This window comes from Planococcus chinensis (genome assembly GCF_042681545.1).
Lineage (GTDB): Bacteria > Bacillota > Bacilli > Bacillales_A > Planococcaceae > Planococcus > Planococcus chinensis.
This window is the reverse complement of record NZ_JBHUFW010000005.1, coordinates 216,355-228,401: the sequence shown is the minus strand read 5'-3', so window position 1 is coordinate 228,401 and position 12,047 is coordinate 216,355. Positions and strand designations below refer to the sequence as shown.

Annotated in this window: 11 protein-coding genes and 1 pseudogene; 8 read left to right on the top strand and 4 right to left on the bottom strand. The window is 49.8% G+C overall.

The annotated features are described in order from the left end of the window. Nucleotides 1-132: 132 nt before the first annotated feature. On the bottom strand, nucleotides 133-549 hold the full coding sequence (gene arr, locus ACFSDB_RS08730) for an NAD(+)--rifampin ADP-ribosyltransferase (protein WP_204891918.1): 417 nt from the start codon (nucleotides 547-549) through the stop codon (nucleotides 133-135). Nucleotides 550-823: 274 nt separating this feature from the next. On the opposite strand from arr, the gene ACFSDB_RS08725 reads away from it, so the two are divergent. Beyond that, entirely contained in the window at nucleotides 824-1,816 is a 993-nt protein-coding gene (locus ACFSDB_RS08725; RefSeq protein ID WP_204891917.1) for an aldo/keto reductase, read from the top strand. 109 nt (nucleotides 1,817-1,925) lie between these two features. Here the strand turns inward: ACFSDB_RS08725 and ACFSDB_RS08720 are convergent, their stop codons facing one another. Further along, nucleotides 1,926-2,675: an SDR family NAD(P)-dependent oxidoreductase gene (locus ACFSDB_RS08720; protein ID WP_204891916.1), complete on the bottom strand. Its 750-nt coding sequence runs from the start codon at nucleotides 2,673-2,675 to the stop codon at nucleotides 1,926-1,928. 398 nt (nucleotides 2,676-3,073) lie between these two features. On the opposite strand from ACFSDB_RS08720, the gene ACFSDB_RS08715 reads away from it, so the two are divergent. The 6 genes and pseudogenes from ACFSDB_RS08715 (at nucleotide 3,074) to nadX (ending at nucleotide 9,705) form a co-directional block, all read left to right on the top strand. Next, the gene (locus tag ACFSDB_RS08715; protein ID WP_204891915.1) at nucleotides 3,074-4,846 is read left to right on the top strand and encodes a CocE/NonD family hydrolase; all 1,773 of its coding nucleotides are present in this window, start codon (nucleotides 3,074-3,076) and stop codon (nucleotides 4,844-4,846) included. A gap of 287 nt (nucleotides 4,847-5,133) precedes the next feature. After that, nucleotides 5,134-5,502 (top strand): annotated as a pseudogene (locus ACFSDB_RS08710) (Zn-dependent hydrolase); the annotation flags it as partial. A gap of 166 nt (nucleotides 5,503-5,668) precedes the next feature. Next, the gene (locus ACFSDB_RS08705; protein ID WP_377339794.1) at nucleotides 5,669-6,325 is read left to right on the top strand and encodes a hydantoinase/carbamoylase family amidase; all 657 of its coding nucleotides are present in this window, start codon (nucleotides 5,669-5,671) and stop codon (nucleotides 6,323-6,325) included. Nucleotides 6,326-6,784: 459 nt separating this feature from the next. Continuing rightward, nucleotides 6,785-7,108, top strand: coding sequence for a hypothetical protein (locus ACFSDB_RS08700; RefSeq protein ID WP_204891913.1), 324 nt, complete (start codon nucleotides 6,785-6,787; stop codon nucleotides 7,106-7,108). A 499-nt stretch (nucleotides 7,109-7,607) separates the two neighbouring features. Continuing rightward, entirely contained in the window at nucleotides 7,608-8,744 is a 1,137-nt protein-coding gene (locus ACFSDB_RS08695; protein WP_204892140.1) for a M14 family zinc carboxypeptidase, read from the top strand. A 181-nt stretch (nucleotides 8,745-8,925) separates the two neighbouring features. Next, complete coding sequence (gene nadX / locus ACFSDB_RS08690; RefSeq protein ID WP_204891912.1) at nucleotides 8,926-9,705, top strand: aspartate dehydrogenase; 780 nt, start codon at nucleotides 8,926-8,928, stop codon at nucleotides 9,703-9,705. Between the two features lie 63 nt (nucleotides 9,706-9,768). Here nadX and ACFSDB_RS08685 read toward each other — a convergent pair whose 3' ends face one another. Further along, nucleotides 9,769-11,070 (bottom strand): acetamidase/formamidase family protein, encoded by a 1,302-nt coding sequence (locus ACFSDB_RS08685; RefSeq protein ID WP_204891911.1) that lies wholly within the window; start codon nucleotides 11,068-11,070, stop codon nucleotides 9,769-9,771. Between the two features lie 93 nt (nucleotides 11,071-11,163). After that, nucleotides 11,164-11,643 carry a flavodoxin family protein gene (locus ACFSDB_RS08680; RefSeq protein ID WP_204891910.1) on the bottom strand — a complete coding sequence of 160 codons (480 nt, stop codon included), beginning with the start codon at nucleotides 11,641-11,643 and terminating at the stop codon, nucleotides 11,164-11,166. Nucleotides 11,644-11,860: 217 nt separating this feature from the next. Here ACFSDB_RS08680 and ACFSDB_RS08675 point away from each other — a divergent pair, with 217 nt between their 5' ends. Next, on the top strand, nucleotides 11,861-12,022 hold the full coding sequence (locus ACFSDB_RS08675; RefSeq protein WP_204891909.1) for a hypothetical protein: 162 nt from the start codon (nucleotides 11,861-11,863) through the stop codon (nucleotides 12,020-12,022). The last annotated feature ends 25 nt before the right edge of the window (nucleotides 12,023-12,047 follow it).

The following is a 12,047-nucleotide window of genomic DNA, read 5'->3' as shown; positions in this document are numbered from 1 at the left end:
CAGCCGGAAGTTCCGGATTCCTCCCATTTAATTGACAATACTTGTTCTGCAGTGGCCGATTTTCAATTTGTATAGAAAAAAGCACCTGCTTGAAATCGGATTTCAGCAGGTGCTTCCAACGAATCTTGCGGATCAATCGATGATGATCGCTTTTCCTTGTTCGCGCAGGGCTTTCAAAGAAGCGAGCATATGATTGATCTCCTCATCGGTATGGCGATCCCAGACGCTTAGTTCGGCAACGATTTTCAGCGGCGACTGCGACCGGTAGGAACGCGTCGGATTGCCAGGGAACCGTTTGTCGGTCAGGTTCGGGTCGTTCTCGAACTCGCCCTGCGGTTCAACCAAGTAGATGCGTTCCTTGGCATCCCCAGCCGCCAGTTCCGCGCCCCATTTTGCCGCTTCCAAGGTGGCCGTGAAATAGATGTAATTCGATTTCTTGTCCTGGTAATTGGACTGGTTCTGCGCTTCGAGCAAGTCGCCGATCTTGAGTTCGGCTTTTGTTCCGTGGAAGAAAGGGCCTTGGTCTAAGACATCTTTTGGTTCGTTCATATCGCTCCGCCTCCTGTGGGGTTGATGTACCTAACAGTATAGGGGAGGGATCCCGGAAAAAGTAGTCTGTTAATTATTTTGATTTGGCCGTATAATAAAGGTAGAGAGATCGATGAATCGCTACGATATGTTTGCAGAATAAAAGCCGGATTTCCTCCATTCATGGAGGGAGGTCCGGCTTTTATTGTGTTCAGGCTGCCTTCGTTTATCCGGAATTGCAGCGGGTAGATAAGGAGATGTGCATTTTATTAAAAAAAGGAAGAGGTGTTCATCGATGAAACACGAAGTGACGGTCAAGAACAAACTCGGCTTGGGAACGGCGCCGCTTGGCAATATGTTCAGGGAGGTTCCGGAAGCGGAAGCGATGGAGACGATTCAGACAGCCTGGAATGAAGGCATCCGGTATTTCGATACAGCGCCGTTTTACGGGGCCGGACTCGCGGAGATGCGGCTCGGTGAAATTCTGTCTTCCTATCAGCGCGATGACTTTTTGCTGAGCTCGAAAGTCGGACGGATCATCTTGGACGAAGAAGAGGAAAAAGAAGGGCTGTTCGAATACGGCCGTAAGAACAAGATCCGGACGGATTATACCGAAGATGGAACGCTCCAATCGATTGAAGACAGCCTGAAGCGCCTGAAAACGGACCGCCTGGATATAGTATTTGTCCATGACCTGTCTCCGGACTTTTTGGGAGACGAGTGGATTGCGAAGTTTGACGAAGCGCGAAAGGGCGCGTTCAAAGTGCTGGACCGTCTCCGCGACGAAGGGGTCATCAAAGCGTGGGGGCTTGGCGTCAACACGACGACGCCGATCGAAGTGGCACTTGAGCTGGAAGAAGCGCATCCAGATCTGAGCTTGTCGGCGACGCAATACACATTGCTCCAGCATGAACGTGCACTCGAGCGCATGATGCCGCTCGCGCTTGAGAAAGAGGGCGGGCTTGTCATCGGCTCAGCATTCAACTCAGGTGCATTGTTGGGCGGAGACCATTTCGACTACAAGGAAATCACACCGGAGATCAAGCAGCGAGTCGAACGGTTCCGAAATGTGGCGCAGAACCACGGCGTGCACTTGAAAGATGCCGCAATCCAGTTCTCGGCCGCGCATCCTGCTGTGAAAGCAGTGGTGACGGGATCCACGCGGCCTGACCGCATCAAAGAGGATTTGCAGACAATGAAAGCGACCATTCCAGCTGCTTTTTGGAAAGAGCTGGTCGAGGACAGGCTCCTTTCGCCAAAAGCTCCTTTGCCGGGGAAATTCAAGTAAAGAAACCATTCGAACTGATTTATCAAACAAGACAATAAATGCCGCTCCAAGGAACTTAGATTCCTTGGAGCGGCATTTTGTTTTATTCATTGTGTTATAGGTTTCCCTTTTACTTCGTATTCGTGAATCCGCCATCGATGCGGATCGTGTCGCCGTTGATGTACTGCGCTTTTGACGTGAGCAGGAATGCGACGAGTTCTGCGACTTCCTCCGGCGTGCCGAGGCGCTTCTGCGGAATACCCGCTTCTGCACTTTCTTTCATTTCCGGATTGTCTTCGAAATACTTTTTAACCATCGGAGTTTCCGTCGGTCCTGGTTCAATCGCATTGACGCGCAGGCCGTCTTTCGCGTATTCTGCAACCAAACTCTTCGTCATGCCGACGATGCCATGCTTTGTTGCGCCATATGTGACAACTGTAGCCTGCCCGGTGACTCCGGCGCTTGAGGCGGTGTTGACGATCGAGCCGCCGCCGTTTTTCACCATGACTTCTGCCACATAGCGCAAACCGTAAAGCGCGCCGAGCAGGTTGATGCCGACGATCTGGTCGATTTCCTGGATATCGGTCTCCAGGAAATTCTTGCCGCTGCCGGAGATGCCGGCATTGTTGAAGAAGTAATCGATCGAACCGAAATGCTCGAGAGTTTTGTCCACGTAGTTTTTCACTTCTTCCGCTTTCGAGACGTCCGCTTTGATGAAGGTGGCATCGACGCCTTTCGCTTTCAGCTTCTCGACGGTTTCATTGCCGCCTTTTTCGCTGACATCCACAACCGCGATGTTGATGCCTTCGTCTGCCAGGCGCAGCGCTGCGGATTGGCCGAGCCCGCTGCCGCCGCCTGTAATGATTGCTGTTTTGCCCATGTGATCTTCCTCCTCTAATTTAAGTGCTTCTTTTCAAAACCTCTACTTTATGTGGTTTCCCGAAAAGGGGAGCGATTAATCAGGAAATGGAAATTGGCTTGCATTCTAGGAATTTATCATTTTGCAGAATTGATACTTTCTAATTTTGTTTACATGATGGAATTTCTAGTTTACTCAATAAATTCAAAGAGTAAAAAGAATAGTTATATATGTTCAATATTTATTTGTTTATATATTCCATAGTCCTTATTTCTCTTGTATTCAATTGACAGGGAAATTGGTAACGCTTACACTTTCTATTGTAGTTAGAATATTTAGAATACTTTACATAGAAAGGAGCATACACCTTAAATAGGGACCTGATCTTCATATTATACTAAGGAAGAGGGCTGATATAATTGGCGAAGCAACGCTTGATGAATATCTTGTTAAGTGCTGGTCTTGGACTGTCGCTGATGTTTGGAGGAATTCTACCTTCTGCTGCTCTAGACGTGGAAGCTCAACAGCAAGCCGAATCTTCGGTTAAAGGATTTGGTACAGAAAACCGCAATTGGGTGACTGAAAAAGAAACGCTCAACCAGGAACGGTATGCAGTCAAAGTGGAGGAGAATGTCGAAATCGAAGTCCGGGACGGGACTCTAATCAGAGGACGTTTGCTGTTACCTGAAGGATTGGAAGGTCCGCTGCCGACCATTGTTCAGCTCAATGGATATGGGCATGGAGAATACGGCAATTCGTTTGAAGGCATGCTGATCGATTTGGCCGAGCGCGGGTATGCTGTTTTGCACGTGAGCTTGCGAGGATCCGGAACCTCGGAAGGCGAAGCCGGACTGTATAATTCCTTTGGAGAAGATGGCTATGACGTTATTGAGTGGGCAGCAGACCAGGCATGGAGCAACGGCAACGTCGGAACAACCGGCCTTTCCTTGCTGGGCATCAGCCAATGGCTGGCGGCAAAAGAACTTCCGCCGAGCTTAAAAGCGATCAGTCCGATAGTAGCTTGCACCAATTGCTATGATACCCTTTGGAATCCGGGCGGCATGGAGTCAGGGCCAGGCCGGGTTGCACGCGGTTATGAATATGAAGTGGCAAAAGAGCATCGCAATTATGATGAATGGTGGCAGGAGCGCTCTCTTTCCACAGAGGAATTGGAAGCAATTGCAGAAAGCGGAGTAGCAGCCTTTATTTCAGGCGGCTGGAATGATTACATCAGCCCCGGGAATATTGAAGCTTATGAATTGTATAGCGCAGCTGGAGGCACCAGCAAACTGATTGTTTCTCCAGGGTCGCATGCTTATTTATCCGGGGTCATGCCTTATGAATTTGAGGACTATCAGGCCCTATGGTTTGACCGGTATTTGAAAGGCGAGGAAAACGGTGTCGAGAAGCGGGATTCGGTATTGATTTATGTACAAGGAGCAAATCAATGGCGCTACGAAACTGCTTGGCCGCTTGCGGACACCAACTACGTCGATTTGTTCTTCAGCGACAAAAAGAGCAAGTCAATCGACAGCCTCAATGACGGTTCTTTGACAGATAAAGAACCGAACAAAAAACGTTCCAGTGCCAGCTACAGCTACTCACCGGAAGACGGACCATTCTTGCCGTCGCTGCTGAGTTCATCGGGACGGTTGCCGATTAACCAGCAGCCTTACGAAGAAGAAACAGTGACCTGGACAACTGACGCGTTGGCGGTTCCGACAGAAGTGACTGGAAATATGTCAGCTACATTCTGGGCGGAAGTGGATGCAGAAGATGCGGATTTTGTGGTACAAGTTACAGATGTTGCGCCAGACGGAACATCGAAGCAAGTGGTGGCGGGGTATTTGAATGCTTCAAGAGCAGAGTCGCAGACAACGCCGGTGCCGTTGACGCCTGGCGATGTGGAAGAATATACGGTAGAAATCTTGCCAACTTCCTATGTCTTTAAGAAAGGCCACCGAATTCGGGTCAGCATTGCCGGTGGAGCAAAAGCATTGGAAGGGCAGCCGGCACCTCAAGGACCAGGACTCAACCCGACTGCTTCAACGGTTGAAATTTATCAGGATGCCGATTATCCATCCAGCATCCAGCTGCCGTTGATCGGTGTAGGTGGATTGATCACAACAAAAGCGAATGCCCGGGCAATCGAGAAATCATCGGAAAAAGGATTGGTCGGAGCTGGGAAATAGGATATGCGAAAGTGTTCATTTCAGCAAAGAACTTGAAATGTCCGCTAACTCAGGGAGAAAGGGCATCCGCTTCAGTGGATGCCTTTTAAGTTTACCCATTACTGGTTAAAACACTTTTCATATTCGATTGATGACAACGACTTCTTCAAAGCGAAATCCGGCATGCTGGGCCTTGGAATCATCGTGCCCCGCCTATTCGACTGGTTGGCCGGGAGTAGTTGGTTTATTCCCATGAAGAGGGTATAGAAGAAGAGACGACAGGCCGCTTTGTAAAACCGAATGAATAAATGGGAGGTGAAGAAAAGGTGAAAGTAAATAGGGAAAGGTTAATGGGCATGCTGGACGAGGTGAACTGCATCACAGCAGATAGCGAAGGGATCACTCGCCTCGCCTACACCGAACAAGAAAAATTGGCATTGGATTGGTTTATCGAAACGTGCGAGAAACATTCCATCCGTACGCATTGCGATGCCATCGGCAATGTGTTCGGGACAGTGGGGTCGGAAAGCGGAAAAGGCATCTTGATCGGTTCGTATCTCGATACTGTTAAAAACGGCGGGAAATACGACGGGACGCCTGGTGTCGTGGCAGGGTTGGAAGTATTGCTCACGCTCGCCGAAAAAGAGGCCGAATTGGCAAAGCCGGTGACGGCGGTTTCGTTCCGCGGAGAAGAAGCGAACCTGCTCGGCGGCACATTCGGCAGCCGTGCGTTTTGCGGCAGCATCCAATTTGATGACGATTTCATCAAGCGGCTGGAAAGCACACCATTCACGCCTCAGCTAGTGAAAGAGACCGCGGGAGCAGAACAATTCAGCAGCTTTTTTGGAACTCCACATCGAACAAGGGAAAAAGCTGGAGGCAGGCGGTACGGACATCGGAATCGTTCATTCAATTGCAGGCATCAAGCGGCTGGACGTGACGGTACACGGCGAAGCGGCGCATTCCGGAACAATGGGAATGGGCGAACAGGACGATGCGTTGATCAGCACAGCGAAAATCCTCTTGGAATTCGACCGCATCGTCAAAGAACACGGTGAACCGAATGTCGGAACCGTCGGTGAATTGTATGTGCATCCGAATCTGCCGAATGTGGTGCCTGGAGAGGTTAACTTCACCCTTGAAGTAAGAGGGACGGATATGGAGATGATGCACCGGATTACGGAGCGGTTTTCGGCGTATGCCCATGCCAATCATCATGTGACGATCAAACCGAATATCGAGAAAAGCCCGTCCGAGCTGTCGAAAAAACTGATTGACACGGTCGAACAGGTTTGCCGGGAAACGGGTGTGGATTATTGCATGATGATGAGCGGTGCTAATCACGACGCCAATTCACTGGCGGCCGTCCTGGATTCCGGCCTCATCTTCATCCCGTGCTTGAACGGCGTGAGCCATAACCCGAAAGAATTTGCAGAAGCGGCCGACATTGAGAACGGTACGAATGTGTTGTTGGGAAGCGTGCTGAATCTCGGGAAGTGATTTGTTATCCAAACAAAAGGGGCATGCAGGAGCAACGGTTGCTGCAAAATTCTTCTAGTCCTGCTGTTCGTTCAGTTACGTCCTAATAAATAAACCCAGCCTTGGAAAAGACAAGCTCTTTTCCAAGGCTGTGTTTTCTGATGAGGAACAAACCTGTTGCACCGGGTCATTTTCATTGCTTGATTCCACCAGTTGAGGATATTTCATGACGTTAAATGGGGAACCGGCGTCTTGCTGAAAATATAAGCAGTTCTTATTGGGGCAACTGTAATGAGTGGAAATAAGAACAGGAAGAAACATACGTCAAAAATATTTAGAATAATCAGAATATATATTGTGTTTTTACAAAAATTAGTTACAATTAATTTGAATTACAAACATGAATTTGAATTATCCGTGACTTGGAGTTTTATTCATTGGGAAAATGGATTTGATGTCAAAAAGTAAAGGAGGGAGTTCATGTATTATCTATGCGCTGCTCTAACTTTAATTAGTGCTTCAATAAGTCTGTTTTTCTCTTTGTTAGCCGTTAAAAGAAGCAAAGATGATGCTAATGAAAAAGCATTATACGTTACTGCACGCAGTATTGCCTTCTGGTGCATTTCAATAGTTCCTTTCTTTATGATTTCAACCGAAATGGTAGTTATTACTTCTCTGGGTATGATTATAGTGCAATTTTTAGATGGGTTTATAGGAATTAAGATCAAAGATAAGTTTGAAACATGGGGTCCATTTATTATTGCAGTCGCACATTTGGTTGCTTTAGTGTTTTTCATTTTATAAAGGGAAAGTCATTGTTTCCGAAGATGCTTTTTGCTTAGCTTTTTCTTGTAAAGGTAATAGGATTTTATGAATGTACAGTTAATTCGATGACTATCTTACGCAATATGGTTCAGCATCTTTTTGCCCGGAAGAACTGATTTATCGTATAAGAAAACACTCATTTAGACAGAAACCATCTTTCTCCGGAAAGGTGGTTTTATTTGCGGAAAAGTATTTAGCGGCCCGAAGTAGTTAAGGAGTCCTGCGCCAATAGATACAAGAAAACAAGGTATTTAGAGAGTCGAATAATACATAAGAACTGAATATTCTAAATATATTTACTATTATTTCTTTTATTGCTATGCTCTTTTTGGGTAAAGTTAAATTTCGAAAAAGGAGGAAGCGAAAAGTCTTTAAAACACGCAAGCAAATGCGAATAACAATTTGAGGGAGTGGATGTTTTTTGAAGAGAAGATGGGCGAGTACAGTTGGAGTTTTGAGTTTGTGCACAGCATTGGCGATGCCAGTTTATGCAGCTGATCCGGTAACGAAAACCGAGCATCACCATGACAATAGCATTTCCGGATTTATCGACTATCAGGAGCTGCAAAAGAGCCTGAAGCAAATTGCGGCAAACAGCAAAGGCACTGTCCAGTTGGAAGTGGCCGGGCAGTCGCATGAAGGATTGGATATCTATACCGCACGCGTCGGTACAGGCGATAAGGTCCTTCTGGTCCAAAGCGAAATCCACGGCAATGAAAAGACAGGCACGGTGGCGATCCTTAATTTATTGAAGACGCTGTCCGGCAATTCCAAAGAGGCCCAAGAACTCCGCGAACAAGTGACGGTCGTCTTCATGCCGATGATGAACCCGGATGCTTCGGAAGCGGACAAGCGCCGCAACAGCCTGACATGGAGCGAAGTGGTGGAAAGCTATCCGCAATTATCCGGTGCGACGCCTTCTTGGAACTACCTGGACCGCGGCATCAGCCAGAGCTATGATTACGGCGCGAATCCCGGATTTGACGTGAACCGCGACTTCAACCCGGACCTTGATTACGTGCCGCAAGCGGAAGATTTCCCTGGCGCGTCCGATGAGCCGGGCTGGTTCATCACACCGGAAGCCCAAGTTTCGCGCGACGTCTATAAATCCCTGCAGGACGAATTCGGCAAAGTGGATGTCTTTATCGACTTGCACCACCAGGGCCTCTACTATGTGGACGGCACAGCAGATCCTGTAACATTGTCCCTGTCGGCCCAATTCGTGCCGGATCCGAGCACACCTGAAGGCGCGGATTATGCGGAGTACGCGGACAACTACAATTACGATTTCTCAAGACAGCTGAACTTGCTGGCGTATAACGAACTGCAGTCGTACGGTGACTCGAAGTTCACGAACATCTCGCTTTATTCGCAAGGACTGGACCTTCCTGGAACGGCGCTTGGCAGCTACGCCCTGAACGGCAGCGGCACGGTGCTGTTTGAAGTAAGAGGCCAGACACAGTCGCTCGGACAGAAGGAAAAAGGCCAGTTGGTCAAATCGGTCGAACGCGGCCTTTCCGCTATAATTGAAGGCGTCGCAGACGGTTCGGTCGAAGAACTGGATCCGGAAGCATACGAAGACATTCCGCTTACGGCTTACCGCCCGGCGTTTTGATCTTTGAATAAATCCTGAAACATCTGATGGAACAAAAACACCTGCAATTCCCTCCCCCGGAATTGCAGGTGTTTCTCGTTTAATGGAAAAAATCCTGCCTGTTTTATTGCCTTGAGATAGCTTACAATTTAGTTGAAGAAGCTAATAGTCCATGAACATCAGATAGAAGAGGAGGCCAACCATGAACATCGGAATCATCGGGACAGGCAATATCGCGTCGTTTTTATTGGAACAGGTGAATAAGAAACATCTGGCAAATAGCAAGGTGACTGCGATTTTCGGCCGCAATGTGATTGTCGGCGAGCGCTTGAAAGCCCATTACGGTGTCGAGTTTTACACGGACATCCAGGACTTTTTGGAGAAGCCGCTCGACATCGTGGTGGAAGCTTCGACGGTGGAAGCGGCCGGGCTTTATCTCGGAGATGTGGCAGCGAACAACATCGATCTTGTCGTCAGCAGCATCGGTGTGTTCAAAGATGCCGCTTTTCTGGATGAGATCAAAAGCCTCGCCGAAGAGGGCGGCTCGCACATCTTCCTGCCGTCCGGCGCGATCGGCGGGCTGGATCTTTTGCAGTCGGCGAAAGCCGCCGGCGGGCTGGAGAAGGTGCGGATCACCACACGGAAATCCCCTGCGTCACTCGGCATCGAAGCGGACAGCGAAGAGGTGATTTTTGAAGGATCGGCATCTGAAGCCGTCGAACGCTACCCGAAAAACGTCAATGTGGCGCTGGTATTGGCGCTCGCCGGAGTCGGCACCGAGGAGACGCGGGTGCGCATCATCGTCGACCCTGCCGTTGAACGGAACACCCACACGATCGAAGCGGAAGGGGTTTTCGGAAACATGCGCCTCGAGGTCGAAAACAACCCGATGCCGGATAACCCGAAGACGAGCCTGCTCGCCGCCCTCAGCATTCTGGCGGTTCTGCAGAACAAGGACCGGGCGCTGCGGATCGGGAACTGACTTAAAACCAAGCAAACAATGAAACAACCGCCATCCCGTTTGTGGAATGGCGGTTGTTTTGTCTCATCCGTATTGCGTTTTCGCTAGATCCAGCAAGCCGGTTTTCTCCAGGTAAGGCTGCGGCGCAAGGAAGGTCACAGTCACGACGCCCGGATGCCGGCCGATTTCGATTGCGCCGGTAATGGTCGAGCGGTTCATGATTTCCGGGACGGAGACCCCGAAAAATTCAGCGGCGCGGGTCAGCCCGTTTTCCGTAGCGTCATTCAAGTTCGGGCCGGACCCGATAAAGGACACGGGATACGATTCCTCGATCTTGGAGACGTTCCAGTTGTTGGCGATTTGCTGCGCGGATTGGCGTTCTTCTGCGGTGAACGGCTTTGCCGTGTACGGAAGGTCCTCTACATTCGGCAGCAAGATCGGCCCTTTGATATTCATCCCTTTAATGACATGGACTTGAAGATTGGCGATGCCGGAGACGTCCGATGTATGACCCGCGATTTCGCCGTCGCCCTGCATGGCGTGCATATCGCCAAGGTAAATGCCGCCGCCCGGAACCTTGACCGGACAGATCAGCACAGCGCCGGCGCGTACCCGGTTGACGTCCAAATGGCCATCTGTTCGGTGCGTTTCCAATTCTTCCTGCGTACTCGTGAAGTCATGGGGAGCGCCGACAAGGAACGACCCGAAATCTCCGGCATTATGGGAGTCCGGCGTCGGCCGTGATGGCGTCGTTCCGAGTTGCCCGAGGAAAGGACGCATGCGGGCCATCGTGCCGACCAGATCATGCGGCGCGAATGTCACCACCGGATTTTGGACAGAAGCTTCGGGCGTATTCATGTAAAAGCGTCCCGCTTCCGCAATGGTCTCGGCGGCTTCCTGCGGCAAGGTGAGTCCGACATCGCCTTTTTCGCCGAAGAACATCGTATAGCCGTTTGTGAAGATGAACGGCGTGGCGTCTGCTCCGCAGTTCGCGCAGCGGATAGCTTCGGGGCCGATGCCTTTGATGACGGTTTCAGGATTCTTGGTGCCGCATTGCGGGCATTTCGCCGCGACAAACCCGTCGCCGTCGCAGCGGTCTTCGAGCATTTGGTCATTGCCGGAAGCGGTCGCTTGCGACGTGACCGTGATGGATTGGATCCGGATGGCGATCGCGTCTCCCGGTTCAGCGCCTTCTACATAAACCGGCTTTGTCACTTCATGGCCGCCTTTGATGCTTGGCGTAATCATCGGGCCCCAACAGCCAGGGGCAGTGTTCGCAATAATGTAGCCGCCGTCTTTCACCGGCCCCAGCATTACTTTATTCGGGTCCAAAATCCCATCTACGAACTGATTGACGAATAAGGTTTCAACTGCCGTTTTATTCACAGTACTCCTCCTCAAAATATAATTGTCAGACTAATTGAATTATAAGCTTTTGAAAAGGCTTACACAATTGTGGTGCTTTCGGACAAGCAAGGTTCAAGGCTGGTATTGGCTGCTGAACCGGGCGACCAGCTCGGCGATTTGCTGTTCGCGCTTTTTATTGGACCAATTGATGATGCCGGTTGCGTTGACTTGGGCGCCTTTGGCTCGAAGCAGCCGTTTCATTTTCGCCATGGCCAAGCTGCCGCCCATCCATTTAAAGCGGAATTGCTGCGTGAGAAAACAGGATACGTTGGCCGTGGCGAAGTCGGGTATTTGCTGGAGGTAAAGCGTGAAGCCATGGCAGAGATTAAATGCCTCGACCCAGGCGCCGAATATCAAGGCATCATACCCCGTGGCATCAGGAACCTGATCCAATCGAACGTCTTCGATTTTTTGCGGCCCTTTTGGTGTTTCCGTGTTTTGAAACCGGATGAGCGCCACTTCATGGCCATCGCTCTGCAGTTGCTCTTGAAGTTTTTCACCGACAAGCAAGGTGTGCCCGGTCTGGGAATGTACGATGATTCCGATCTTCATCGTTTTCGCCTCCATTTCGCTCAATTTTCAACGTATGCCCGTGGCAAGTGGGAGTCAAAGGATGGCAGCATGGAGTCAATACTTTATTAGTTCCATGCATTCCTCGGATTCCCTTCATTTTCAAGAGCAGCTTTTGGACAATGGGATAAGGGAACGTTATGCTTAAGCCAGTTGGACCCGCCGTTTCGGTGGCAGGAAAATCGGAAGGATGATCTTTATGGCATTTCTCGACAAGCTAAACGCATTGAAAGACAAGACGCTGACGCACTGGGAAGAAAACAAGGACGACTACAAGGAAAAAGCGGCAACCTATAAAGATCAAGCCATGGAAATGAAAGACGAAGTGGCGAACAAGATCAAAGAGAAGACAAAGAAATAAAAGATGCAGCCGGGCGAACTTCGCC

Coding starts and splice junctions, on each gene's coding strand:
- ACFSDB_RS08680 (WP_204891910.1), bottom strand. CDS start 11,643: ATGAAGATCGGAATCATCGTACATTCCCAGACCGGGCACACCTTGCTT.
- ACFSDB_RS08675 (WP_204891909.1), top strand. CDS start 11,861: ATGGCATTTCTCGACAAGCTAAACGCATTGAAAGACAAGACGCTGACG.
- ACFSDB_RS08700 (WP_204891913.1), top strand. CDS start 6,785: ATGTATTATCTATGCGCTGCTCTAACTTTAATTAGTGCTTCAATAAGT.
- ACFSDB_RS08720 (WP_204891916.1), bottom strand. CDS start 2,675: ATGGGCAAAACAGCAATCATTACAGGCGGCGGCAGCGGGCTCGGCCAA.
- nadX (WP_204891912.1), top strand. CDS start 8,926: ATGAACATCGGAATCATCGGGACAGGCAATATCGCGTCGTTTTTATTG.
- arr (WP_204891918.1), bottom strand. CDS start 549: ATGAACGAACCAAAAGATGTCTTAGACCAAGGCCCTTTCTTCCACGGA.
- ACFSDB_RS08695 (WP_204892140.1), top strand. CDS start 7,608: ATGCCAGTTTATGCAGCTGATCCGGTAACGAAAACCGAGCATCACCAT.
- ACFSDB_RS08725 (WP_204891917.1), top strand. CDS start 824: ATGAAACACGAAGTGACGGTCAAGAACAAACTCGGCTTGGGAACGGCG.